Annotated in this window: 22 protein-coding genes; 16 read left to right on the plus strand and 6 right to left on the minus strand. The window is 66.1% G+C overall.

Going from position 1 to position 25,489, the window contains the following annotated elements; all coding sequences use genetic code 11:
- Nucleotides 1–20 precede the first annotated feature (20 nt).
- The 6 genes from F595_RS0102995 to F595_RS0103020 all read left to right on the plus strand — a co-directional run bounded on the left by F595_RS0102995 (nt 21) and on the right by F595_RS0103020 (nt 9,301).
- Nucleotides 21–758 (plus strand): TetR/AcrR family transcriptional regulator, encoded by a 738-nt coding sequence (locus tag F595_RS0102995; RefSeq protein ID WP_022955389.1) that lies wholly within the window; start codon nt 21–23, stop codon nt 756–758.
- Entirely contained in the window at nt 727–2,103 is a 1,377-nt protein-coding gene (locus F595_RS0103000; RefSeq protein WP_169446925.1) for a TolC family outer membrane protein, read from the plus strand. Before F595_RS0102995 ends, F595_RS0103000 begins: the two co-directional genes overlap by 32 nt.
- Nucleotides 2,104–2,136: 33 nt before the next feature.
- Complete coding sequence (locus F595_RS0103005) at nt 2,137–3,270, plus strand: efflux RND transporter periplasmic adaptor subunit (RefSeq protein ID WP_022955391.1); 1,134 nt, start codon at nt 2,137–2,139, stop codon at nt 3,268–3,270.
- A gap of 13 nt (nt 3,271–3,283) precedes the next feature.
- Nucleotides 3,284–6,412: an efflux RND transporter permease subunit gene (locus F595_RS12470; protein WP_022955392.1), complete on the plus strand. Its 3,129-nt coding sequence runs from the start codon at nt 3,284–3,286 to the stop codon at nt 6,410–6,412.
- 105 nt (nt 6,413–6,517) lie between these two features.
- Nucleotides 6,518–7,093, plus strand: coding sequence for a hypothetical protein (locus F595_RS0103015; protein WP_022955393.1), 576 nt, complete (start codon nt 6,518–6,520; stop codon nt 7,091–7,093).
- A gap of 108 nt (nt 7,094–7,201) precedes the next feature.
- Nucleotides 7,202–9,301, plus strand: a complete 2,100-nt coding sequence (locus F595_RS0103020) for a TonB-dependent receptor (protein ID WP_022955394.1) — start codon at nt 7,202–7,204, stop codon at nt 9,299–9,301.
- Between the two features lie 60 nt (nt 9,302–9,361).
- On the opposite strand, the gene radC is transcribed toward F595_RS0103020, so the two are convergent.
- The gene (gene radC, locus F595_RS0103025; RefSeq protein WP_022955395.1) at nt 9,362–10,036 is read right to left on the minus strand and encodes a RadC family protein; all 675 of its coding nucleotides are present in this window, start codon (nt 10,034–10,036) and stop codon (nt 9,362–9,364) included.
- Nucleotides 10,037–10,149: 113 nt separating this feature from the next.
- Between radC and coaBC the strand changes: the two genes are divergently transcribed.
- The 5 genes from coaBC to F595_RS0103050 are packed head-to-tail and all read left to right on the plus strand — an operon-like array spanning nt 10,150 to nt 14,527.
- The gene (gene coaBC, locus F595_RS12475) at nt 10,150–11,466 is read left to right on the plus strand and encodes a bifunctional phosphopantothenoylcysteine decarboxylase/phosphopantothenate--cysteine ligase CoaBC (RefSeq protein WP_084682818.1); all 1,317 of its coding nucleotides are present in this window, start codon (nt 10,150–10,152) and stop codon (nt 11,464–11,466) included.
- A 24-nt stretch (nt 11,467–11,490) separates the two neighbouring features.
- On the plus strand, nt 11,491–11,949 hold the full coding sequence (gene dut, locus F595_RS0103035; RefSeq protein WP_022955397.1) for a dUTP diphosphatase: 459 nt from the start codon (nt 11,491–11,493) through the stop codon (nt 11,947–11,949).
- A gap of 30 nt (nt 11,950–11,979) precedes the next feature.
- Nucleotides 11,980–12,888 carry an acetylglutamate kinase gene (gene argB, locus F595_RS0103040; RefSeq protein WP_022955398.1) on the plus strand — a complete coding sequence of 303 codons (909 nt, stop codon included), beginning with the start codon at nt 11,980–11,982 and terminating at the stop codon, nt 12,886–12,888.
- Nucleotides 12,889–12,924: 36 nt separating this feature from the next.
- Nucleotides 12,925–13,713 (plus strand): sulfite exporter TauE/SafE family protein, encoded by a 789-nt coding sequence (locus tag F595_RS0103045; protein WP_022955399.1) that lies wholly within the window; start codon nt 12,925–12,927, stop codon nt 13,711–13,713.
- 28 nt (nt 13,714–13,741) lie between these two features.
- Nucleotides 13,742–14,527, plus strand: coding sequence for an Hpt domain-containing protein (locus F595_RS0103050; RefSeq protein WP_022955400.1), 786 nt, complete (start codon nt 13,742–13,744; stop codon nt 14,525–14,527).
- On the opposite strand, the gene F595_RS0103055 is transcribed toward F595_RS0103050, so the two are convergent.
- The 3 genes from F595_RS0103055 to F595_RS0103065 form a co-directional block, all read right to left on the minus strand.
- Nucleotides 14,438–15,262, minus strand: coding sequence for a class II glutamine amidotransferase (locus tag F595_RS0103055; protein WP_022955401.1), 825 nt, complete (start codon nt 15,260–15,262; stop codon nt 14,438–14,440). The genes F595_RS0103050 and F595_RS0103055 overlap by 90 nt on opposite strands.
- A 77-nt stretch (nt 15,263–15,339) precedes the next feature.
- The gene (locus F595_RS12480; RefSeq protein WP_022955402.1) at nt 15,340–15,987 is read right to left on the minus strand and encodes an RBBP9/YdeN family alpha/beta hydrolase; all 648 of its coding nucleotides are present in this window, start codon (nt 15,985–15,987) and stop codon (nt 15,340–15,342) included.
- Nucleotides 15,988–16,047: 60 nt separating this feature from the next.
- The gene (locus F595_RS0103065; RefSeq protein WP_022955403.1) at nt 16,048–17,502 is read right to left on the minus strand and encodes a porin; all 1,455 of its coding nucleotides are present in this window, start codon (nt 17,500–17,502) and stop codon (nt 16,048–16,050) included.
- Nucleotides 17,503–17,741: 239 nt separating this feature from the next.
- Here F595_RS0103065 and F595_RS0103070 point away from each other — a divergent pair, with 239 nt between their 5' ends.
- From F595_RS0103070 to F595_RS0103090, 5 genes are all read left to right on the plus strand, one after another.
- A complete protein-coding gene (locus tag F595_RS0103070; protein WP_156873777.1) occupies nt 17,742–18,752 on the plus strand; it encodes a sulfate ABC transporter substrate-binding protein in 1,011 nt (336 codons plus the stop codon).
- A 27-nt stretch (nt 18,753–18,779) separates the two neighbouring features.
- On the plus strand, nt 18,780–19,631 hold the full coding sequence (cysT, locus tag F595_RS0103075) for a sulfate ABC transporter permease subunit CysT (RefSeq protein ID WP_022955405.1): 852 nt from the start codon (nt 18,780–18,782) through the stop codon (nt 19,629–19,631).
- A gap of 1 nt (nt 19,632) precedes the next feature.
- Nucleotides 19,633–20,553 (plus strand): sulfate ABC transporter permease subunit CysW, encoded by a 921-nt coding sequence (gene cysW / locus F595_RS0103080; RefSeq protein ID WP_022955406.1) that lies wholly within the window; start codon nt 19,633–19,635, stop codon nt 20,551–20,553.
- Nucleotides 20,550–21,599, plus strand: coding sequence for a sulfate/molybdate ABC transporter ATP-binding protein (locus F595_RS0103085; RefSeq protein WP_022955407.1), 1,050 nt, complete (start codon nt 20,550–20,552; stop codon nt 21,597–21,599). Before cysW ends, F595_RS0103085 begins: the two co-directional genes overlap by 4 nt.
- 103 nt (nt 21,600–21,702) lie before the next feature.
- Entirely contained in the window at nt 21,703–23,226 is a 1,524-nt protein-coding gene (locus F595_RS0103090) for an OmpP1/FadL family transporter (RefSeq protein ID WP_022955408.1), read from the plus strand.
- Between the two features lie 2 nt (nt 23,227–23,228).
- On the opposite strand, the gene F595_RS0103095 is transcribed toward F595_RS0103090, so the two are convergent.
- The gene (locus tag F595_RS0103095) at nt 23,229–23,978 is read right to left on the minus strand and encodes a 16S rRNA (uracil(1498)-N(3))-methyltransferase (protein ID WP_022955409.1); all 750 of its coding nucleotides are present in this window, start codon (nt 23,976–23,978) and stop codon (nt 23,229–23,231) included.
- Nucleotides 23,979–23,998: 20 nt separating this feature from the next.
- Entirely contained in the window at nt 23,999–25,381 is a 1,383-nt protein-coding gene (locus F595_RS12485) for an adenosylmethionine--8-amino-7-oxononanoate transaminase (RefSeq protein WP_084682801.1), read from the minus strand.
- Nucleotides 25,382–25,489 lie beyond the last annotated feature (108 nt).

Below are 25,489 nucleotides of genomic sequence, written 5' to 3' on the forward strand. Positions count from 1 at the left end.
TTCAGGCGCCCGGATTCCTCATGGCCGTTTCCAGCAAACGCGAACAGCACTGGCAGGCGCGCGAGCAGCTGCTGCTTGACTGCGCGCGCCAGCTGATTGTCAGCGACGGCCTGCTGGCCCTGCAGATGGCCAAGCTGGCGCGTCTCAGCCAGACCCCCATCGGCACCATCTACAAGCACTTCAGCAGCAAGGAAGACCTGCTGCTGGCGCTGTCCACCGCCGGACTGGCCGAGCAGGCGCGCCTGTTCGAGCGTGCCGCCGCCTGGCAGGCTGGTACCCGTGATCGCCTGTTCGCGATCAGCGTCGCCGACATGATCTTCGTCAAGCGCAATCCCGAGCATTTCCGCATCGCCCAGTTCGTGCAGACCGAGGTGGTGTGGACGGCAGCCAGCCAGTGCCGTCGCGAGGCCCATTACGCGGCCAGCCAGCCGATTGCCGATGCCGTGCTCGGCATCGTCCACGAAGCCATTGCCAGCGGCGAGCTCGACCCCGCCGGACTGCCGCCCGAGGCGGTGGCCACCGGTACCTGGTCGATGGCGCTGGGCGTGCACCAGCTCGTGCACGCGGATGGCCTGCTCGATCACTTCAACATCCGTCAGCCCTACCGGCTGCTGTGCCGGCATGTGCAGTTCCTGCTCAACGGCATGCGCTGGCAACCGCTGCTGAATGTGTCCGATGACCGCGTCATCGACGACCTCATCACCCGTATCCGCTCGGAGGTTTTTCATGAGCTGTGTTCTGCCGATGACCAGGCCTGAGCCTGCCGTGGCATCGCGCCCGCGTCAGCTCGCGGCCGCGCTGGGCCTGACCGGCCTGCTGGCCCTGCTGCCCCTGTCCGCGTCGGCGCTGACCCTGTCCGAGGCCTGGCAGCTCGCGGCCAGCAACGACCCGGTGGCCCGTGCCACGCTGGCCACCCGTGACGCCGAGCGCGAGCTCGGCGTGCAGGAACGCGCCACCCGCCTGCCCGGCGTGAATGCGCAGGGCAGCTACAGCGACACCGATTCGGAGGTGGTGAGCACACCGTTCGGGCCCGGCTTCAACGAGCGTTACACCGGCTGGCAGGCCGGCGTCGAACTGCGCCAGCCGCTGTTCCGCTACGACTGGCTGGCGCGCGGACGTCGTGCCGATGCCCGCGACCAGCAGGCCGAAGCCGGTTTCGCCCAGCGGCAGCAGGCACTGATCGCGCGCGTGGCCGAACGCTACCTGGCCGTGCTGCGGGCGCAGAACGAGCTGGGCCTGGCGCAGGCCGAGGCCGCTGCCGTGCGCAAGTCGCTGGAGGACACCCGCAAGCGCTACGAGGTCGAGCTGATTCCCGGCACCGACGTCAAGGAAGCGCAGGCACGTGACGATCTGTCGCAGGCCCAGCTGCTGGCCGCGCAGCAGGCGCTGGCAGCGGCCCGTGATGCGCTCGCCGAGAGCACCGGTGACGAGACCTCGCCGCTGTCGACGCTGACCGGCACCACCGACGTCGGTGATGATGGCATCGCGATGGCCGACTGGCTGGCCCGGGCCCGGGAATACAGCCCGGCGCTGGTCCAGGTACGCGCGGCTCACGCGGTCGCGCGTGCCGACCTGGAAAGCCGGCGCTCCTCGGCGTTGCCGGTGGTCGACCTGGTCGCCAGCCACAGCCGCCAGGACACTTCCGAATCACGCATCGGCTCCGAGGCCAACAGCACCGTGGTTGGCGTCGAGGTCAACATTCCCCTGTTCGCCGGTGGCGGCAACCTGAGCCGCGTGCGCGAGGCGCAGGCGCGTCTGCGTGTCGCCGAGGCCGAGCGTGAGCGCGTCGAGCGCGAGCTGACCCGCGAGACCCGTCGCCTGGTGCGCGACGTGCAGACGGCGCAGGCGCAGGCCATGGCCTTCCGGCGGGCACTGGAGTCGGCGGAGAGCGCCGAACGCGGGACCCGCTACGGCTACGAGGCCGGCAAGCGCACCATCGTCGACGTGCTCAATGCCCAGTCCGCCACGGTGCAGGCGCGCCGCAACCATGACAACGCCCGTTTCGACGTGCTGCTCAAGCGCCTGCAGCTGAGGCAGCAGGCCGGCGTGCTGGTGCCTGACGATCTGGCCGCCATTGATCGCCTGCTGACGCCGGCATCCTGATATCCCCACGAATTCGAGAGTGACGAGACAATCATGAACAAGCGCATGGTCTGGATGCTGGTGATCACCGGTCTGGTGTTCGGCGGGGTGTTCGGTTTCAAGTGGTTCGGCAACAAGATGATGAACCAGTACTTCGACAACATGCCGATGCCGCCGGCAGCGGTGACCTCGGCCACGGCGACGCAGCAGAGCTGGCGCCCCAGCCTGTCCGGCGTCGGTACCGTGGTGGCCAGCCAGGGCGCTGACGTGACCACCGAGGTCGGCGGCATCGTGCAGGCGCTGCACTTCGAGTCCGGCAAGCGGGTCAGGAAGGGCGATCTGCTGGTGACCCTGTCGGCAGGCAGCGAGCAGGGTGACCTGGCACGTCTGCAGGCCCAGGCCCAGCTGGCGAAGAAGGAGCATGCCCGCTTCGAGCGCCTGTTCGGCCTCGAGGCGGTGTCGCGCTCGGAGCTGGATCAGGCCGCTGCCACGCTGCGCGCCGCCACGGCGGCCGTCGAGGCGCAGCAGGCCACGCTCAACCAGAAGATCATCCGTGCGCCGTTCAGCGGCACCTTGGGCATCCGCCAGGTCAACCTCGGCCAGTACCTGAGTCCGGGCACGCCCATCGTCACCCTGCAGGCGCTGGATCCGGTCTATGTCGACTTCACCCTGCCCGAGCAGGACCTGGGCAAGGTCGTGGTCGGCCAGACCGTGCAGGCGGCTGTTGAGCAGGGGCCGTCGGCCAGCGGCGTGGTCGAGGCCATCGAGTCGCTGGTCGACAGTGCCACCCGCAACTTCAAGGTCCGTGCCCGCTTCGACAACCCGCAGGCGCAGCTGCGTCCCGGCCAGTTCGCGCGCGCCCGCATCGAGCTCGCCGATGCCGCGCCAGTGATCGCGGTACCGCTCACGGCAGTCAGCTACAACCCCTACGGCAACTCGGTTTACGTGATCCAGAAGGTCAAGGGCAAGACCGCCGACGGCAAGGACGAGGAACAGCTCACCGTGACCCGCCGCTTCGTCAAGACCGGCGTCACCCGGGGTGATCTGGTCGCCATCAGCAGCGGTCTCAAGGCCGGCGAGCAGGTTGCCACCAGCGGCCTGCTCAAGCTGCAGAACGGCACCCGCGTGATCATCAACAACTCGGTCACGCCATCGGCCTCGGCCGCCCCGACACCGGACGAAAGCTGAGCGGAGTCATGCCATGAAATTCACGGACATCTTCATCAAGCGGCCGGTGCTGGCGCTGGTGGTCAGCCTGATGATCCTGCTGCTGGGCATGAAGTCGGTGTTCGACCTCAACGTGCGCCAGTATCCCGAGCTGCAGAACGCGGTGGTCAACATCACCACGGTCTACGTCGGTGCCGATGCCGACCTCATCCAGGGCTTCATCACCACGCCGCTTGAGCGCGAGATCGCCTCTGCCCAGGGCATCGACTACATCAAGTCGACCAGCCTGTCCGGGGTCAGCTCGATCCAGGTCTACCTGCGTCTGGACTACGACCCCAACGAGGCACTCACCCAGATCGCGGCCAAGGTCAACAAGCTGCGCAACCAGCTGCCCGAGGCCTCGGAAGACCCGACCGTGGAGCTGTCGGTGGGCGACACCACGGCGGCCATGTACCTGTCGTTCTATTCCGACATCCTCGACAACAACCAGATCACCGACTACCTGGTGCGCGTGGTCGAGCCGCGCCTGTCGACGGTGCCTGGCGTGCAGCGCGCGCGCATCCTCGGCGACCGCACCTTCGCCATGCGCATCTGGATGCAGCCCGACCGCATGGCGGCGCTGGGCGTGACCGCCAGCGACGTCTACAACGCGCTGCGCAGCAACAACGTGCTGGCCGCGCTGGGCTCGACCAAGGGCTCGATGGTGCAGGTCGATCTCACCGCAGCCACCGACCTGAACACGCCGGAGCAGTTCCGCGACCTCGTGGTGCGTTCCACCGACGACGCCATCGTGCGCCTTGGCGACATCGCCAGCGTGGTGCTGGGCTCGGAGAGCTACAGCACCTCGGTGTCGTTCAACGGCAAGAGCGCGACCTTCATGGGCATCGAGGTGGCGCCGGATGCCAACTCGCTGGACGTCATCAAGCGCGTGCGTGACGAGGCCTGGCCGCAGATCCTGGCGCAGCTGCCCGAGGGTCTGGAGGCCAACATCCCCTATGACTCGACGCGCTACATCCAGGACGCCATCAACGAGGTCATCCAGACCCTGGTCGAGGCCATCCTCATCGTCATCGTGGTGATCTACCTGTTCCTCGGGTCGATGCGCAGCGTGCTGATTCCGGCGGTGACGGTACCGCTGTCGATGATCGGCGCCTGCTTCCTGATGCTGCTGATGGGCTTCTCGATCAACCTGCTGACCCTGCTCGCCATGGTGCTGGCCATCGGCATGGTGGTCGATGACGCCATCATCGTGCTGGAGAACATCCACCGTCACATCGAGGAGGGCATGAAGCCCTTTGCGGCGGCCATCAAGGGTGCGCGCGAGCTGCTCGGTCCGGTCATCGCGATGACCATCACCCTGGTCGCGGTGTACCTGCCGATCGGCTTCATCGGCGGCCTCACCGGCACCCTGTTCGTCGAGTTCGCCTTCACGCTGGCGGGCGCGGTGCTGCTGTCCGGGGTGATCGCGCTGACCCTGTCACCGATGATGTCGGCCATGCTGCTGCGCTCGCCGGACGAGGAGAAGGGCAACCGGTTCGCGCACTGGCTGGACGCGAAGTTCGAAGCCCTGCGCCTGTCCTACCGCAGCACGCTGCACGGTGCACTGGAGGACAAGCACGTCATCGCCACCTTCGGCGGCATCATCCTGGTGTCGTGCTTCTTCCTGTTCAAGACCTCGCCCACCGAGCTCGCGCCCGAGGAGGACCAGGGCTTCTTCCTGATGTTCTCGCAGAGCGACTCGTTCTCGTCGCTGGACTACCTGACCCGGTTCACCAACGAGCTGACCCGGATCGCCAACGCCATCCCGGAGAAGGAGAACTACTTCCAGCTCAATGGCGTTGGTGGCGGCGGCTCGGCCGTGGGCAGCAACACCACCATCTCGGGCATCGTGATGAAGCCGTGGACCGAGCGTGAGCGCAGCACCAAGGAGGTGCTCACCGAGGTCACCGGCAAGGCGGGCGAGGTGGCCGGCCTGCGCAACGCGGTGTTCGCGCCACCCTCGCTGCCCAGCGGCGGCGGCGGCTTCCCGGTCGAGTTCATCATCACCAGCACGGCATCGCCGCAGGCCATGCTGGAGGCGTCCAATGCCGTGCTCGGCAAGGCCATGGCGAGCAAGAAGTTCATCTTCATGCAGAGCGACCTGAAGATCGACAAGCCCCAGGTCAAGGTTGATGTCGACCGCGAGAAGGCGGCGCTGCTCGGCATCAGCATGAGCACGCTGGCGGCTGACATGTCGGCCATGCTGTCCGGCGGTTTCGCCAACCGCTTCAGCATGGAGTCGCGCTCCTACAAGGTGATTCCGCAGGTCGAGCGCGCCGAGCGCCTGAATCCGGACCAGCTGGCGCAGTACTACACGCGCACGGCGGCAGGTGAGCTGATTCCGCTGTCGACCGTGGTGACCCTGCGCGAGACCGTGCAGCCGCAGTCGTTGAACCGCTTCCAGCAGCTCAATGCGGTGACCCTGTCGGGCGTGCCGCGACCGGGCGTGACCCTGGGCGAGGCGCTGGCGGTGCTGGAGCAGGCAGCGGCGGAGTCGCTGCCCAAGGACTACAGTGTCGACTATGCCGGCCAGTCGCGCCAGTACAAGACCGAGGGCTCGGCGCTGGTGCTGACCCTGTTCTTCGCGCTGATCGTGATCTACCTGGTGCTGGCGGCGCAGTTCGAGTCGTTCCGTGACCCGCTGATCATGCTGGTCACGGTTCCGATGTCGATCTGCGGCGCCTTGCTCTTCCTCAACATCGCGGCCTTCTTCCAGGTCGCCGGGGCGACCATCAACATCTATACCCAGGTCGGTCTGGTGACGCTGATCGGCGTGATCTCCAAGCACGGCATCCTCATCGTCGAGTTCGCCAACCAGCTGCAGAAGCAGGGGCTGTCACGGCGTCTGGCCATCGAGGAGGCGTCGTCGATCCGTCTGCGCCCGGTGCTGATGACCACGGCAGCGCTGGTGCTGGCGATGATTCCGCTGCTCATCGCCTCCGGTCCGGGCGCCGCCGCGCGCTTCTCCATGGGGCTGGTGATCGCCTCGGGCATGACCATCGGCACCCTGTTCACGCTGTTCGTGGTGCCGGCCATGTACCTCTACCTCGGGCGTGACATCGCCCCGGATCCGGTGGAGGACGATCTGCCGACGGACACTGCCGGGGCATCGGCAAGTTCGTGATCACGGGATAGACTTCGAGGCACGGACCGGCCGAGTGGCCGGTCCGCTGTCTTCCCGGATCGCTGCCGGCAGCGGTCCGCATCACCTCATTGAAAGGATGTCTGCATGTTTGCCTTGCTGCTGACTTTGCTGGCGCTGTGCGTCTGGCTCTACCTGGATGCCGATCGGCGCCAGATGAACTCCCCCATGGCCTGGGTGGTTGCGGTCTGCCTCGTCGGCCCGCTGGCTTTCGCCATGTACTGGTCGCGACGCCCCCTGTTCACGGGCGAGTACCGCAGCGGTGGCCGTGTCTGGGTCATGGTGCGAACCTTCGTGATCGCGCTGACTGCCTGGATGATCCTGTTTGCTGCCGTGTTCGCGGTCTGGCTCAGCGCGCTGATGCCGGGCGTCGTGCTGGTCGGCATCATGGGTGCCCTGCTGCTCTTCTTCGGCGGCTTCTGGTTTCTCGTCGCGCTCGGACTGCTGCTCGCTGCCTTCCTGTTCCGCGACCGCTACGGCGCGGAAGTCGGCCCGACCCACGCCGCCTTGCGCGGCATCGCGCCGCCTCGCATGGGGGACGGCCTGCTGCGCGTCATCTTCCTCGGCGGCCTGCTGGCCGTGTTCATCTTCACCGAGCCCGTGACCCCGGACTGGATGGAGGAAGTGCAGTGGGAAACGGTGCCGCAGCACATCCAGATCTGAGGCGGGCCGGCGTGGCGAGATCCGATTTGCAAATCTAGTGTAGAACTATTCTCATTTAGATTTAGTTGACATAGAATCGCCCTGTTTTCAGTCAACAGGTGCGATTTCATGTCGATGTCCCACGCCACACGTTCCCTGCCGGCACGCCGTCCGCTGGCACTTGCTGTTTCCCTGGCTGTTCTCGCGTCGCCGGCGCTGGCTGCCGACAAGGTGCTCGACGAGGTCCAGGTGACCGCAGCCGGCGAGGCGCCCGCCACCGAGGGCTACCAGGCCTTCAGCAGCCGCTCCTCGACCAAGACCGACACCCTGCTGCGTGATACGCCGCAGTCGGTCAGCGTGGTGACGTCGCAGCAGATCAAGGACCAGGCCGTGCAGAGCATGGCCGAAGCCGTGCGTTACACCCCGGGCGTGACGTTCGCGCAGGGTGAGGGCAACCGCGATGCCGCCGTGATTCGTGGCAGCATCAGTACCGGTGACTTCTATCTGGACGGCGTGCGGGACGACGTGCAGTACTACCGTGACGTCTACAACATCGATCGCATCGAAGTGCTCAAGGGCGCCAACGGCCTGGCCTTTGGCCGTGGCGGTTCGGGTGGCGTGATCAATCGTGTCAGCAAGGAAGCCAACTGGTCTCCGATACGCCAGATCAGCGCTTCGGTGGGCTCTTTCCATCACAAGCGTCTGGCTGCCGATGTCGGCGGAGCTCTGAATGAGACGGTGGCTGGACGAATCAATCTGGTGACCGAGGATTCGGAAAGCTTCCGTGATGGCGTCTCGCTGCGGCGAAACGGCATCAGCCCGACGCTCACGATCAAGCCATCTGACAAAACGAAGATCGTGCTGTCGGCCGAGCATTTCAACGATCTGCGCGTTACCGATCGTGGCGTGCCTTCGCGCAACGGCAAGCCGTTCAAGTCCGACGAGACTCGTTTCTACGGCAACGCCGAGCAAAGTCCGACCGAAACCACGGTGCAAGCCTTGGGAGCGACGATCGAGCATCGCTTCGACAATGGCCTGAAGCTGACCAACAAGACGCGTTTTGCAGATTACGACAAGTATTACCAGAACGTGTATGCCAACGGCCCTGTGACGAATGCCGGCACAGTGGCGCTGGCGGGCTATCTCGATGATACCCAGCGTCAGAACCTCTTCAACCAGACGGACTTGCTGGTGCCGTTCAAGACCGGACGCGTCAGCCATGAGCTGGTGTTGGGCACGGAGTTCGGTCGTCAGCAGTCGGAAAACTTCCGGATCAATGCCTCCGGCCTGGCAGCACAGCCGGTCAAGAAGCCATTCGACATTGCCACCTTCGGCACGACGAAGAGCCGCAACTCGGAAACGACCGTCGATGTCAGCGCCGTGTATCTGCAGAACCAGATCACGTTCACACCGAACTGGCAGGCCGTGATCGGTGTGCGCGAGGATCGTTTCAAGACGGACTTCACGGACAAGCTCAATGCAGCCAACTCCGGGAAAGTGGTGGATGCAAAGCTGTCACCACGTGCAGCGCTCATCTACAAGCCGGTCAAGGATGTGTCCATCTACGCCAGCTACAGTCAGACCTTCGTTCCGCGCGCCGGAGACCAGCTGAGCTCGTTGAGCGCAGCCAATCAGGGCTTCGATCCCGAGGAGTTCATCAACAAGGAAGTGGGCGTGAAGTGGGATGCAAGACCAGACCTCAGCCTCAGTGCCGCGCTTTACCGACTGGATCGCAACAACGTCCTGGTCACGGATCCGCTGGTGGTGACACAGGCAACCTTGGTGGATGGCCAGGAAGTGAAGGGTGCGGAATTCGAAGTCAGCGGCAAGCTGACTGATCGGTGGTCCGTGCTTGGGGGCTACGCGTTTGCCGATAGCGAAATCACGCGCTCGCAAACCACAGCCATCCGGGCTGGCAACGAAACTGCTCAGACGCCTCGTCACACGTTCTCGCTGTGGAACCGTTATGATCTGAACGATCGTTTCGGTCTGGGCCTGGGTGTGATCAGTCGCAGCGAGATGTACGCGCTTGACAGCAATGTGGTCACGCTGCCTGGCTATGCTCGCGTGGATGCGGCTGCCTACTACAAGGCCAGCAAGAGTCTCGATCTGCAGCTCAATATCGAGAATCTGACGGATCGCGATTATTTCGTGAACGCCCACAACGACAATAACATCACCCCTGGTTCGCCCATCGCGGCACGCCTGTCGGCCACCTACACGTTCTGAGCTGAGCCTGTAGCCATCAAAAGCCCCGCCAGAAGCGGGGCTTTTGCGTTTCCGGTCCCGCTACAGCCATCCCCGCTCCGCAAACGACACCGGATGCTCGTCGCCGATCACCAGATGGTCCAGCGTTCTCACGTCCACCAGTGCCAGCGCTTCCTTGAGGCGGCGCGTGATCTGGCGGTCCGCCGGAGACGGCTCTGCCACGCCGGACGGATGGTTGTGCGCGAAGATGACGGCGCCGGCGCGGTGGTGCAGGGCGCGCTTGACCACTTCGCGCGGGTGCACCGAGCAGCTGTCGACGGTGCCCCGGAACAGTTCCTCGAAGTGGATGACGCGGTGCTGGTTGTCCAGGAACAGCACGGCAAACACCTCATGGTCGTAATGACGCAGGCAGGCGCGCAGGAAGGCACGGGTGTCTTCCGGACCGCTGAGCTTGGCTTGTCGCGCCAGCGGTTCCTCGAGCTGGCGACGACCGAGCTCGACGGCGGCGAGCAGGCGCGCGGTGCGTGCCGGCCCCCAGCCGGGCAGGGCGGCGAGGTCGTTGACCGGGGCGTCGAGCAGGCCGCGCAGGCTGCCGAAATGCGTCAGCGCATCACGTCCGAGATCGACGGCCGTTCGGCCTTGCTGGCCATGCCCGATGCACAGCGCCAGCAGCTCGGCCGTGCTGAGCTGGCGGGCGCCGTGGGTCAGCAGTTTCTCGCGTGGCCGCTCGGCGGCAGGCCAGTCCCGGATGCGCATGGTCGACTCCACAATTTGTCTGGGCTGGCTGCGGCTGACAGCTCCCCGGACAGGCCGGCGTGGTATCTTTCGCAGCTATTCAAGGTATAGACCCGATCCGGAGTCTTCGCATGCTGGCACGGCTCACCCACAAGCACATTCTGCTCGGTGTCACCGGAGGCATTGCGGCCTACAAGAGTGCCGAGCTGATCCGTCGCCTGCGCGACGCCGGTGCCGAGGTGCAGGTCGTCATGACCGAGGCTGCGCAGTCCTTCATCACGCCGCTGACCCTGCAGGCTCTGTCCGGCAATCCGGTGCACGTCGATCTGCTTGATCCGACGGCAGAGGCCGCGATGGGGCATATCGAGCTGGCACGCTGGGCGGACCTGTTCCTGGTCGCACCGGCGTCTGCCGATGCCATCGCGCGTCTGGCCCAAGGCATTGCCAATGACCTGCTCACCACCTGCTGGCTGGCTGCCGCCGGCAAGAAGGCCGTGGCACCGGCGATGAACCAGCAGATGTGGGCCGATCCGGCCACGCAGGCCAATCTCGACACCTTGCGCCAGCGTGGCGTGGCGGTGTTCGGTCCCGGTGCGGGCGTGCAGGCCTGTGGCGATGTCGGGGCAGGGCGCCTGCTCGAGGCGGTCGAGCTGGCGGGGCTGTGCGCCGACCAGTTCCAGTCCGGGCAGCTCACCGGCGTCGAGGTCGTGCTGACCGCCGGCCCCACCCGCGAGGCGCTGGATCCGGTGCGTTATCTGAGCAATCACAGCTCCGGCAAGATGGGCTTCGCCCTTGCCGAGGCCTGCCGCGAAGCCGGCGCCCGAGTCACCCTGATCGCCGGCCCGGTGCATCTGCCGACGCCGGAGCGGGTGCAGCGTGTTGACATCACCAGTGCCTGCGACCTGCTCGCCGCCAGCGAAACGGCGGTCACGCAGGCGGTGGCCCGTGTCGGCAGCGCCCGTACCGTGTTCATCGCCACGGCGGCAGTGGCCGACTACCGTCCGGCCCGGGTCGCCGGACAGAAGATCAAGAAAGGTGACAAGGACGATACCCTGGAGCTGACGCTGATCCGCAATCCCGACATCGTCGCCAGCATCGCCGCGCGCGCCGATCGTCCGCTGGTCATGGGTTTCGCGGCCGAGACCCATGCCGTCGAGGACTATGCCCGCGACAAGCTGGCGCGCAAGCGCCTGGACCTGATCGCCTGCAATGACGTGTCCCGCAGCGACATCGGCTTCCAGAGCGACGACAATGCCATGGTGGTGTTCTGGCCGGATGCCGCACTGCCCGCCGGTGTCGGTCGTGCCGAGCTGGCCAAGGCCTCGAAGACGCAGATCGCGCGCCAGCTGGTGAGCCTGCTGGCAGCACGGCTGCCGGCCTCCGAGAGTGCCGGTCATGCCCCGGCACCGGGTGATCCCAGCCAGACCCGTCACGCCGACGAACAACTCTGATTCCTGCCAGGCCATTCCCTGATCATGAAGAAATCCCTGCAAGTGAAAATCCTCGATGACCGCCTGGGTCGCGAGTTCCCGCTGCCCAGCTATGCCACCGACGGTTCCGCCGGCCTGGATCTGCGTGCGCTGCTGGATGCACCGCTGACGCTGAACCCCGGTGACACCGTGCTGATCCGCACCGGCCTGGCGATCTGCATTGCCGACCCGAACTACGCCGGTCTCATCCTTCCGCGCTCGGGTCTCGGTCACAAGCACGGCATCGTGCTCGGCAACCTGGTCGGCCTCATCGATTCCGACTACCAGGGCGAGCTCATGGTGTCGTGCTGGAATCGCGGCAGCCAGGCCTTCGTCATGCAGCCCGGCGAGCGGCTGGCGCAGTACGTGCTGGTCCCGGTGGTGCAGGCCGAGTTCGAGATCGTCGACGAGTTCCATGCCTCGGAGCGGGGAGCCGGCGGCTTCGGCAGCTCCGGCCGCCACTAACCCTTTCCATTTTCAAACGCGAGACCCGTCATGGCCCTGACCCACGATGCCGCCCTCAATATCGCCAAGGTGCTGACCGAGGCGCTGCCCTACATCCAGCGTTTCGCCGGTGCCACCGTGGTGGTCAAGTACGGCGGCAACGCCATGACCGAGCCGGAGCTGGAACACTCCTTCGCGCGTGACATCGTGCTGATGAAGACCGTGGGCCTGAATCCCATCGTCGTGCATGGTGGCGGCCCGCAGATCGGCGATCTGCTCAAGCGCATCGGCAAGGAGTCGCAGTTCATCGACGGCATGCGCGTTACCGATGCCGAGACCATGGACGTGGTCGAGATGGTGCTCGGCGGCTCGGTCAACAAGTCCATCGTCAATCTGATCAACCTCAATGGCGGCCGCGCCATCGGCCTCACCGGCAAGGACGCCAACCTGATCCGTGCCCGTCGCATGCTGCTGGATCGCAAGAACGAGCAGGGCGTGATGGAGCAGGTCGACATCGGCCAGGTCGGCGAGGTTGCCGGCATCAAGACCGACGTGCTTGAACTCATGTTCAAGAGCGACTTCATTCCGGTGATCGCGCCGGTCGGCGTGGGTGACGACGGTGCCTCCTACAACATCAACGCCGACCTGGTGGCGGGCAAGGTCGCCGAGGCCCTGAAGGCCGAGAAGCTGATTCTGCTCACCAATATCCCGGGCGTGATGGACAAGCAGAAGAACGTGCTCACCGGTCTCACCACCAAGGACGTCGATGCGCTGATCGAGGATGGCACCATCTACGGCGGCATGCTGCCCAAGATCGCCTGCGCGCTGGACGCGGTGAAGGGCGGCGTGCAGTCGGCGCACATCATCGACGGCCGCGTGCCGCACGCCTGCCTGCTCGAAGTCTTCACCGACGAGGGCATGGGCACGCTGATCAGCAACCGCGCGCGCAAGAAGGCCTGACATGCGATCAGCCCGGCGCCAGGGCAGGACGTCGCGATGACCGGCTGGAGCGAGCAGGGCCTGCTGTTTCTGCTCTCGCTGGTTGCCAACACCCTGTCGTCGCTGGCCGGCGGCGGTGCCGGACTGCTGCAGCTGCCGGTGCTTCTGTTCCTCGGTCTGGCCTTCCCGGTGGCGCTGGCCACCCACAAGATCGCGAGTGTCGCGCTGGGCGTCGGTGCCACCCTGCGGCACCTGCGTGCCGAACCCATCCAGTGGCGCTTCGCTGCCTTCATCCTGGCCGCCGGCCTGCCTGGCGTCTGGCTCGGTACCCAGCTCATCCTGCTGGTACCGGATGCCTGGGCGCGGCTGGCGCTGGGGCTGCTGACCCTGAGTCTGGGTGCCTACTCGTGGCGTCGTCCGCAGCTTGGTCGCGAGCGCGACATCCGCCATACCGACCGGCTCGGCCTGCTGATCGGCGGCGTCGTGCTGTTCGTCATCGGCGTGCTCAACGGCTCGCTGACGTCCGGCACCGGCCTGTTCGTGACCCTCTGGCTGGTGCGCTGGTTCGGCCTCGACTACACCCGGGCGGTCACCTACACGCTGATTCTCGTCGGCATGTTCTGGAACGGCACCGGCGCCTGGTTTCTGGCGCTGCAGGCGCCGGTGCGCTGGGACTGGCTGCCGGCGTTGCTGCTGGGCTCCTTTCTCGGCGGCTACCTTGGCGCGCATCTGGCGCACCGGCACGGCAGCGGTCTGGTCAAGCGCAGTTTCGAGGTGCTCACCCTGCTGGTCGGCAGCAAGCTGATCTGGGATGCCTGGCCGCATCTCGGCACAGCCACGCTCTGACCGGCCACGACAGGCAGCGACGCGGATCATGGACAGCACCCTGCGACTTCTCTTCCGCCAGCAGACACGCCGGCTGGCGGCACGTATCGAGAGCCTCTGGCCGCGCTGGCTGGCTGGTGATGCGCAGGCGCGTCCACCGCTCAAACTGGCCTTGCATACGCTCAAGGGCGCTGCGCTGACCCTGCAGGCCGAGGAGCTGGCGCGCACGCTGCATCGCCTTGAGGAGGACGTGCTGCGCGATGACCGTGAGCACTCGCTGCAGGACTTCGCTGCCTGGCACGAGACGGTCTCGCCCTGGCTGGCGACCACGCCGGAGCAGCAGCAGCGTCTGGACCAGCTCTCCCTCAATGACCTGCGTCAGGCCCTGCGCGAGGGTTTCGCAGCGCTGACGCGGGAGTCGGGTCAGGCAGCCAGCCTGAGCCTGCGCATCGAGGCCGGCTGGCTGGTGCATACCGACTTTCTCATCGACGTGCTGCCGCATCTGCTCAGCAATGCCCTGGTGCATGGCGGCGAGTTGCCGGCACTGCGGCTGGCTGCCGGCAAGCCCGAGCGCCTGCAGGTGGTGGTGGATGCCCGCCAGCGTGGTGACGGACTGCAGCTGCGGGTGGCCGATGACGGCCGTGGTCAGCGCCGGCCCGAGCCCCTGGCCGGCAGCCTGCTCAGCGGCCGTGGCTGGGGCGTGCGAGCGGTCTCCGACGCGGTAGCGCGTCTGCCCGATGGCCGTCTACGTTTCCGCGCGCAGGCTGGGCGTGGCAGTCTGGTCAGCATCCGCTGTCGTGCTGAGCTGACGGACCAGTTCGCCTTGCCGGAATAGCAGCAGCGTGCCTGGCGCCACCGGCGTCCAGGCCTCGTTGTCGGTCAGGGCCGCGGTCGCGATCACCACCACCCGGTCATCCGTTCCCGTGTGTTCGCGGAAGTCGACGCTGAGGTCGTCGTCGGCCAGGTGCGCGACCGAGAAGGGCGCACGGCGCTGGATCCAGGTCAGCAGGGTCGAGCAGTGCGCGATCAGCCAGTCGCCGTTCGAGAGCAGAAAGTTGAAGGTGCCGTGCCGGGCGATGCGTCCGGCTTCGTGTGCCAGCAACCGCATCAGCGTGTCCTCGTCGGGACGCCCGTCCGGACACTCGGCGAGCAGCGCGTTGAGCAGATGGCTGAAGGCCGCCTCGCTGTCGGTGTCACCGACCGGCGTCACCGGGCCCGGTCGCGGCACGAAGTCGGCAAGATCCCCGTTGTGCGCGAACAGCCAGTAGCGGCCGCCGATCTCGCGCTGGAACGGGTGGGTGTTCTGCAGGCGCGTGACGCCCCGGGTGGCCTTGCGGATGTGTGCGATGACCTGCGTGGAGCGTATCGGGTAGGCGCTCACCAGTGCCGCGATCGGCGAGTGGCTGCTGGCTTCGGTGTCGATGAAGAGCCGGCAGCCGGCATCCTCGAAGAAGCCGATGCCCCAGCCATCAGCGTGGTGGTCGGTGCTGCCGCCACGCTGGCGGAAGCCGGTGAAGGAAAAGCAGATGTCGGTGGGCACATTGGCGCTCATGCCCAGCAGCTGGCACATGGAAAGTCTCGTCGCGGCGTCAGGGTCGGGGATGGCCATGATCATGCCTCAACCCCGCGTCGCGGTCATGCGTCGCGTCATGCCGGTTGCAGGCGCTGGCGCCAGACCAGGTCGTGCAGCAGCAGCTGGCCCAGTGGCCAGTCATCAAGCCGGCTGGCCGCGTTCAGGTGACCGCCCTGCGGGATCACCACCAGATCGCTGCCCCAGCGTGCGGCAAATTCGGTGGCGCGGGACACGCTGCAGCAGGGGTCATCGTCTGATGCCACCACCCGGCTCGCGAACGGCAGGTAGTCCAGCGGCACCGGCGCGAACCCTAGCAGCGCCGGGTTGCCCCCCGGTCGCGAGACATCGGCCGGTGCCACCAGCAGTGCCGCCGCAACGCCACGGCCGCCGGTCTCCCGCACCCAGTGCGCAAGCGCGATGCAGCCCAGGCTGTGCGCGATCACCACCACCGGCTGGGGTGACGCCGAGATGGCAGCGTCCAGATTGGCGATCCAGCTGCCGGGGTCCGGACGCACCCAGTCCTCCTGCTCCACGCGAACCAGATCGGGCGCCAGGTCCTGCCAGCGGCTCTGCCAGTGCGTGGGCCCGGAATTGTTCCAGCCCGGCACCACCAGGCGCCGGAAGCGGCACCAGCGCGGATCACGCAAATGATCACTGCTGCGCGGCGCCGATGTGCGTTGCGGAGGCAGCGGGTGGCTGTCGTAGTCGATTGCGGCAGACATCGGTGTTCTCGCAAAAAAAGGCCGCCTGTCGGGCGGCCTGGTAACGAACCGGTGAACGGATCAGTAGGTCAGCTGGACGCGGGTGAACAGGGCCTGCTCCTTGTCGCGATCCGCGCCGGCAGCGGCACCGCCATCGAAACGGGTTTCGTTGTAATCCGTGGAGATTTTCACGTTGCGGTTCAGGTACCAGTTCAGGCCGACGCCGTAATGCCGGGCTTCGCTGGCGCTGGCATCGGGGTTGGCAAGGCGGGTCGCGTTGGTGCCGGTGAAGGCATCATCATCCACATCGAGATTGCCGATGCGTGCTGCCAGCTCGAAAGCACCCCAGCCATCGCCCCCGAGCACGAACGGGCTGCCCGGCTTGACGCCACTGAAGGATGCGTCCTCGCCCGTGAGCACGTAGGTGCCGGTCAGCGTGTAGGCATCGTTGCGGATCTCCTTGACAGGGCCGGCCGCGCCGCGACGCACTTCCTGTTCCGAGATCACGTATTCGCCGACCAGACCGAGGGCATCCTTGTAGAAGCTGAGTTGCGGGGCGAGACGGGTGTGCTTGCCATCGGCAATGACGCCGGTTTCATACCCGAAGAACTGGTTCTGGCCGTACGAGCGGTAACGCGGCAGCGTGTTGTTGGCGCTGGCGGTGTTGCCATCGGAGGCCTTCTTGTTGCCATACGTCGCGGCCACGCCAAAGCCCAGACCGGAGAGCGGGCTGTAGGCATTCTTGAACGGCGAGAAGAAGAGGCGGCCTTCCAGTTCCTTGCGGGCATCATCGGCGCTGTTCACTTCGCGGCCATCCGCAGTGCCGTTGAACACGCCCAGCGAGTAGTTGACGGTCTGGTTGGCGAGTTCGCCGAACACCGATACCCCGAGGTTGCGGTTGGGGACCAGCTCGGTGGTAAGGCCTCGCTCGATGAAGGGCAGGGCGCCACCGGACTGAATTCGTTCGATGCCAACCTGTGATTTCTGCTTGCCGACGCGCACGGAGGCCTTGGGCGAGAACTTCAGATCGACATAGGCGTCGACAATGCTGTTGCTGCCGCTGACGTCACCCAGACCGGAGCCGGCAAGTTCCGGTGTGAAGCGGAATGCCACCAGCTTGCCGAGATTGCCGGAGATGGTCGGACGTACGCGTCTCAGCAGAAAGCCGTCCTGAAGCTTGCCTGAGGTACCTGCGGTGACCGGGTCATCGCCAAGGAAGGTACGCAGGTCGGCCTGTGCCAAGGCACTGAACTTGATTTCATAGTCGCCTTTCTTGATGCCAAAGCCGCTTTCGCCGGCGGATACCACCGGTGCTTCCTTGGTCTTGGCGGCGACTTCCTCGTTCTGGATTTCCAGCTTGCGCTCGAGGATGAGCAGGCGCTGCTCCAGCTCCTGCACGCGCTGTTCTGCCGCGCTCAGATCGGTCTCGCTGGCCTGGGCGGCGGCGGGCACGGCGGCGAGCGCCACGGCGAGTGCCAGAAGGCGCGGGGTATGGCGTTTCAGGTGCGGCTGAGGGAAGAGATGGATGACTGACATGTGGATGCTCCGTGATCAGATGACTGGTGACGGAGTGGATGCTGACGCAGCGTTTACAGGATTAAAAATACTATTAATTCATTATGATATTTCCATATGGAATATAAGAGGTGCGTGCAATCTCTGATCTTTATATTCCTTTAAGAAATTACAATATGAATTAATATTCTTTATTGATTTTCTCCGGGCTCGCTAGCATGGCGCCATTACCTCAGACATTCATGCCACTGGAGTTCATCATGTCGTTCACCCGTACCGGCCTTGCCGCCGCGCTTCTGTCCACCGTGCTGGCCGTGCCGGCCTTTGCCAAGGACATCACGCTGCTCAACGTGTCCTATGACCCGACCCGCGAGCTCTACCAGGAATACAATGCGGCCTTTGCCAGGCAGTGGGCGCAGAAGACCGGTGACACGGTCACCATTCGCCAGTCGCATGGCGGTTCCGGCAAGCAGGCGCGCTCGGTGATCGACGGCCTCAATGCCGACGTGGTCACGCTGGCGCTGGCCTACGACATCGACGTCATCTCGGAACGGGCGAAGCTGCTGGACCCCAAGTGGCAGTCGAAGTTCAAGCACAACAGCTCGCCCTACACCTCGACCATCGTGTTCCTGGTGCGCAAGGGCAACCCCAGGAAGATCCGTGACTGGAATGACCTGGTGAAGCCGGGCGTGAAGGTGGTCACGCCGAATCCCAAGACCTCCGGCGGCGCCCGCTGGAACTACCTCGCCGCCTGGGGCTACGCCCAGCAGCAGCCGGGTGGCAGCGAGGCCAAGGCGCGCGAGTTCGTGACCCGCCTGTTCCAGAACGTGCCGGTGCTGGATACCGGTGCCCGTGGTGCGCTGACCACCTTCACCGAGCGTGGCATCGGTGACGTCTTCCTGTCCTGGGAAAACGAGGCCTTCCTTGCGACCAAGGAGCTGGGGCCTGACAAGTTCGATATCGTGGTGCCGTCGGTGAGCATTCTCGCCGAGCCGCCGGTGGCCGTGGTGGACCGCGTCGCGGCGAAGAAGGGCAACACGGCGGTGGCCAAGGCCTATCTCGAGTACCTGTACAGCCCGGAGGGCCAGGAGATCGCGGCAAAGAACTACTACCGTCCGCGTGATCCGGCGGTGGCCGCGAAGTACGCCCGCCAGTTCACCCAGGTCAAGCTCTTCGACATCGGTCTCTTCGGCGGCTGGCAGCAGGCGCAGAAGAAGCACTTCGCCGATGGCGGCGTGTTCGACGAGATCTTCAAGGCGGGCGGCCGTTAAGGCCCCCGCACAGTCGAGGATCGTCCCATGTCCGTGACATCCCCGGCCCGGCGCACGCCCCGACGCGTGCTGCCGGGCTTCGGCCTGACCCTGGGTTACAGCGTCGCCTACCTGAGCCTGCTGGTGCTGATTCCGCTCGCCGGTCTGTTCCTCAAGACCGCGGGCATGACCTGGCAGGCCTTTGTCGACATCATCTTTTCGGAGCGCGTGCTGTCTGCCTATCGGGTCAGCTTTGGTGCCGCCTTCATCGCGGCGCTGCTGAATGCCTTTTTCGGCTTTCTGGTGGCCTGGGTGCTGGTGCGCTACCCGTTTCCGGGGCGCCGTCTCGTCGATGCCCTGGTCGATCTGCCATTTGCCTTGCCGACGGCGGTGGCGGGCATCGCCCTGACCGCGCTGTATGCCCCCAACGGCTGGTTCGGCAGCCTGCTGGCGCCGCATGACATCCAGGTCGCCTTCACGCCCACCGGCATTGTCGTGGCGCTGACCTTCATCAGCCTGCCGTTCGTGGTTCGCACCGTGCAGCCCGTGCTGGCCGATCTCGAGAGCGAGCTGGAGGAAGCGGCGGCCAGCCTCGGTGCCGGGCGCTGGCAGACCTTCAGGGCAGTGATCTGGCCTGCGGTGCTGCCTGCCCTGATCACCGGCTTCGCGCTGGCCTTCGCGCGTGCCATCGGCGAGTACGGGTCGGTGATCTTCATCGCCGGCAACATGCCGCTGGTGTCGGAGATCGCGCCGCTGCTGATCGTCACCCAGCTCGAGCAGTACAACTACGAAGGGGCCACGGCCATCGCCGCCGTGATGCTGGTGATTTCGTTCGTGCTGCTGCTGCTGATCAATTCGCTGCAAGCCTGGGTTCGCCAGCGCGGCGGACGAGGAGTCTGAGATGTCCCTGGTTGCTGTTCCCGGCAAGCGCAGTGCCGCCCTGCAGGATCCGCTGTGGGTGCGCGTGCTGCTGCTGCTGACCGTATTCGTGTTTCTTGCGCTGTTCCTGTTCGCGCCGCTGGTGGCGGTCTTCACCGAGGCGCTGCGCCAGGGCTGGGGTGCCTACCTGGCGGCCTTTGATGATCCTGACGCGTGGTCGGCGATCCGCCTGACCCTGCTCGCGGCTGCCATCGCGGTGCCGGTCAACGTGGTGTTCGGCATTGCCGCCGCCTGGGCCATCGCGCGTTTCGAGTTCCGCGGCAAGTCACTGCTGATCACGTTGATCGACCTCCCGTTCGCGGTGTCGCCGGTGATCGCCGGTCTGGTCTTCGTGCTGCTGTTCGGCGTGCACAGCGCCTTTGGTGCCTGGCTCATGGACAACGACATCAAGATCCTGTTCGCCGTGCCGGGCATCGTCCTGGCCACCCTGTTCGTGACCTTCCCCTTCGTCGCGCGCGAGCTGATTCCGCTCATGCAGGCGCAGGGTTCGGACGAGGAGGAGGCGGCCATCACGCTCGGCGCCGGCGGCCTCAAGACCTTCCTGCGCGTGACCCTGCCCAACATCAAGTGGGGTCTGCTCTATGGCGTGATCCTTTGCAACGCACGCGCCATGGGCGAGTTTGGTGCGGTATCGGTGGTGTCCGGTCACATTCGCGGCCTCACCAACACCATGCCGCTGCATATCGAGATTCTCTACAACGAGTACCAGTTCGTGGCGGCCTTCGCGGTCTCGACGCTGCTGGCCCTGCTGGCACTGGTGACCCTGGCCGTGAAGTCCTGGGTGGAGTGGCGCATGCAGGCCGAGCTGGCGGCCCAGGCCAGCGGTTACCAGGAGAGCGGCCCCCTGGCCCTCACCCCGACGATTCAGGAGAAACAGGCATGAGCATTGCCATCGAGTCCATCACCAAGCAGTTCGGTGCCTTCCAGGCCCTGGATGCCGTCAATCTCGACATCGCCAGCGGCGAGCTGGTCGCGTTGCTGGGCCCGTCGGGCTGCGGCAAGACCACGTTGCTGCGCATCATCGCCGGCCTCGAAACGCCGGACAGCGGTCGTCTCGCCTTCCATGGCGAGGACACCACCGATACCCCGGTGCGCGAACGCCAGGTCGGCTTCGTGTTTCAGCATTACGCGCTGTTCCGTCACCTGACCGTGTTCGAGAACGTCGCCTTCGGTCTGCGCGTGCGCCCGCGCAAGCAGCGCCCCAGCGACGCCGTGATCCGTGCCAAGGTCCATGAGCTGCTGCAGCTGGTGCAGCTCGACTGGCTCGCCGACCGATACCCCAGCCAGCTCTCCGGTGGCCAGCGCCAGCGCATCGCGCTGGCCCGTGCGCTGGCTGTGGAGCCGCGCGTGCTGCTGCTCGACGAGCCCTTCGGCGCGCTCGACGCCCAGGTGCGCAAGGAGCTGCGGCGCTGGCTGCGTCGCCTGCATGACGAACTGCATGTGACCTCGGTGTTCGTCACCCATGACCAGGAGGAGGCGCTGGAAGTGGCCGACCGCGTGGTGGTCCTGAACAAGGGCCGCATCGAGCAGGTCGGCACGCCGGCCGAGGTCTACCACCAGCCGGCGACGCCGTTCGTGGTCGAGTTCCTCGGTCAGGCCAACAAGCTGCCCGCGCAGATCGCCGGTGGCCGTGCCGACCTGCTGGGCTGGCAGCTGCCGGCAGGGCATCTGCAGGATGGCGGTGGCGTGGCCTATGTGCGTCCCAGTGACTGGAGCCTGTCGCATCAGGACATCGCCGGCAGTCAGCCGGCGACCTTGCGCGACATCCGTGCCGTGGGTCCGCGCTGGCAGCTGGACCTGGTGCGTGGCGACCGTCTGCTGGAGGTGGAGCTGTCGTCGCGTGACGAGCTCGGTGATGCCGATCTGGTGCCCGGGCACACGCTCTGGCTGCACCCGCGCAAGGCGCATGTCTTCGCCAGTGCAGGCTGACCGGCCTTATAGCCGAATGGCATAGGGCCATAACCGAATCGTATTTAGCCATTGGCGCCAGCTTGGATAGGCTTGCGCGCCAGAACCCTTTGCGAGAACCGACGTGACACGATCCATTGCCACGCCCGCCATTCGCCGCCGCGTCCTGCGCGCCGGTCTGTTGCCCATGCTGCTGCTGCCGCTGGCGGCGCATGCCACCAACGGCTATTTCGCGCATGGCTACAGCGCCAGCCAGCGCGCCCTCGGGGGTGCCGGCACGGCCATGGCCGAGGATGCTCTCGCCATCACGGTCAATCCGGCGGCTTCGGCGCGTCTGGGCAGCCGCTGGGATGCCAATCTCAGCCTGTTCGTGCCCCTGCGCGAGGTCGAGGCCGGTCCGTCACGGACCGGCGCGCTGGATCTCGGCATCGTCGAGATCGGCGAGGGCAAGGTCGAGAGCCAGCACAACCTGTTTGCCATTCCCGGCTTCGCCTGGGTGGCGCCGGTCAGCGATCGCGTGCACGCCGGTCTTGCCATCTATGGCAATGGCGGTCTCAACACGGTCTACAAGGAGAAGGATGCCTCCGCGCGTTTCGCCGGTGCCGACTCGTCCGTCGGGCTGGTGGATCAGCTCTTCGGCTCCGCGCCCACCGAGGGGCGCTGCCAGGGCCTGTACGGTGGTGGCGCACCGCAGCAGGGCAACGCGGATCTCCTGGGCTTCTGCGGCAACAGCAACGGCACCGCCTCGGTGGATCTCATCCAGCTCTTTGTCGCGCCCAACCTGTCCTACAAGGTGACGCCGGAATGGTCGCTGGGCGTGTCGCCCCTGCTTGCCGTGCAACGCTTCGAGGCCAAGGGCCTGGCGGCTTTCGCGCGCTTCTCGAATTCGCCGGACCGGGTCTCGGACAAGGGCTTTGACTTCTCCTACGGTGCCGGTGTCCGCTTCGGCGTGTTCGGCAGTCCGCTGTCCTGGCTGGATGTCGGCGCCTCCTGGCAGTCGCGTGTCTACATGTCGCGCTTCCGCGAGTACGAGGGCCTGTTCGCCGAGCGTGGCGACTTTGACGTGCCGTCCAACTGGAATGCCGGCATCGCGCTCAAGCCCACGGCCAACCAGAAGATCCTGTTCGACTACCAGCGCATCGATTTCAACGACATCGCCTCGGTGGGCGGTCGCCTGAACCCGGAGCGTTTCGTCAGTGACTGCGCGCTGCCGCGCCTGCTGGGTGACAACAGCGAGAACGCGGCCTGTCTGGGCGCGAAGAACGGCCCCGGCTTCGGCTGGCAGGACATCGATGTCTACAAGGTCGGCTACCAGCTGCGCCAGGGCAACTGGGCCTGGCGTGCCGGCTACAGCCAGACCCGCCAGCCGATTCCGTCCAGCGAGACGCTGTTCAACCTGCTGGCACCGGGCGTGGTCGAGAAGCACTACACCCTGGGATCGTCCTGGCAGGCCAGCAAGCGCCTGGGCTTCGATCTCAGCCTGATGTATGCCCCCAGCAACCCGGTCAAGGGCCGCAACCCGCTCAGCCGGGTCAGCCTGGCCTCCAATGACGAGCTGGTGGATGCCGGGGTCGACGAGCGCGACCAGATGCTGACGCTGGACATGAAGCAGTACGAGCTCACGCTGGGCATGAGCTACACCTACTGAACTCAGCCGGGGGCCATGTCCGCCGGTCGGCCGTCGCCATGCAGCCATTGCAGCACGGCCAGCGCCGCCACGGGCGCGGTCTCGGTGCGCAGCACGCGCGGACCGAGCTGCCAGGGCCGGAAGCCGGCAGCCTCCGCGCTGGCGATCTCGGCCGCGGTGAGTCCGCCTTCGGGACCGATCAGCAGCGCCACCGAGCCTGGCGAGGGCCCGCCCGCTGACGGTCCGCCGCTCACGGCAGGTGCCAGCACCCATTTCTGTCCGGCCTGCACCTGGCGCTGCCAGTCGGCGATGTCCATCGGGCCGTGCAGCAGCGGCAGGGTGTTGCGCCCGCACTGCTCGCAGGCACTGATCAGCACGCGCTGCCAGTGCGACAGCTTCTTGTCGGCGCGCTCCTCGCCGCGCAGGCGCAGCTCGCAGCGCTCGCTGGTCAGCAGCGTGATCTCGCTGACGCCCAGCTCCACCGCCTTCTGCAAGGCGTAATCGAGACGGTCACCCTTGGACATGACCTGGCCCAGGTGCGTGTGCAGCGGTGACTCGATGGCCGGTCGCCGCACCGCACCGATCAGCACGCGGGCACCACGCTTGCTGACCTCGTCGAGCGTGGCATCGGCTTCGCTGCCGCTGCCGTCGAAGAGCACGGCGGTGTCGCCGATGCGGGCACGCAGCACGCGTGTCCAGTGATGCGCGGCATCCTCCGGCAGGTCAAGGTGATCACCGGTGACGAGAGGGAGGGGCACGTAGAGGCGGGTCATGGAAAGTCTCCGGATGTGTCTCAGGCCATCGCCGGCCCGGTCTCGCTGAACGGCGTGGCCGGTGCCGCCAGCCCGTCATCGATGGCCGCGATGGCCGTTGTCACCATCCAGCGGATCTGCTCGGGCGTGATGATGTAGGGCGGCATGAAGTACACCACGCTGCCGATCGGTCGCAGCAGCAGACCGCGCCTCAGGGCCGCCTCGAAGATCGCCAGCCCGCGCCGTTCGCGCCAGTCGAACGGGGTGCCGCTGGCCTTGTCACGCACCAGCTCCACGGCCGCGATCATGCCGGTCTGCCGCACCTCCAGCACGTGCGGGTGATCTCGCAGCGGCGCCAGCGCCTCGGCCATCACGCGTGACAGCTCCCGGTTGCGCACGATCACGTCATCGCGTGCGAACAGGTCCAGCGAGGCCAGCGCCACGCGTGCCGCGAGGGCGTTGCCGGTGTAGCTGTGCGAGTGCAGAAAGCCCTTGAGCGTGTCGTAGCGGTCGTAGAACACGTCGTAGACGGCATCCGTCGTCATCACCACCGACATCGGCAGATAGCCCGCCGTCAGCCCTTTGGACAGCACCAGGAAATCCGGTGTGATGCCGGCCTGCTCGCAGGCGAACAGGGTGCCGGTGCGGCCGAAGCCGACCGCGATCTCGTCGGCGATCAGGTGCACGCCATGGCGGTCGCAGAGCGCGCGCAGTCCGGTCACGTAGGACGCATGATGCATCCGCATGCCGGCCGCGCCCTGCACCAGCGGCTCGATGATGACGGCAGCGACCTCGTGGGCATGACGTGCCAGCAGGTCATCCATGGCGTTCAGGCAGCGCGTGGCGGCGTCGACGCAGGACTCGCCAGCGCGACGCATCCCGGGCGAGGGCGCACGCAGCGGCGGCTGCAGCATGGGCCGGTAGGTGTCCGAGAACAGCGGAATGTCGGTGACGCCGAGCGCACCCACGGTCTCGCCGTGATAGCTCTGCTCCAGCGACACGAATCGGGTCTTGGTCGTCCGGCCCTGGTTGCGCCAGGCATGCAGGCTCATCTTGAGTGCGACCTCGATGCCGGAGCTGCCGTTGTCCGCGTAGAAGCACTTGTTGAGTCCTGGCGGTGCCAGCGCGACCAGGCGCTCGCTGAGTTCGACGATGGCCTCGTGCGTGAAGCCGGCCAGAATGACGTGCTCTAGGGTCTCGGCCTGAGCGCGCAGTGCCGCGTTCAGGTCGGGATGGGCATGACCGAACAGGTTCACCCACCAGGAGCTGATGGCGTCGAGGTAGCGGCGGCCGTCGAAGTCTTCCAGCCACACGCCCTCGCCACGGCGGATGGGCACCAGCGGCAGGCGCTCGTGGTCGTGCATCTGGGTGCAGGGGTGCCAGACATGACGCAGGTCACGGGCGGCAATCAGGTGGTTGCTCATGGTCGGCAGGACATCAGGCCACGGAAGCTGGAATAGTAAGCGCTGCGTGCCGGCCCTGCAGGCAATTTTGTTGCCGCCGCCGGCGGTCAGCAGGCACCATGCCGGATC

Origin of the sequence: Perlucidibaca piscinae DSM 21586 (genome assembly GCF_000420045.1) — a bacterium.
In the GTDB taxonomy this organism is placed as follows: Bacteria; Pseudomonadota; Gammaproteobacteria; order Pseudomonadales; family Moraxellaceae; genus Perlucidibaca; species Perlucidibaca piscinae.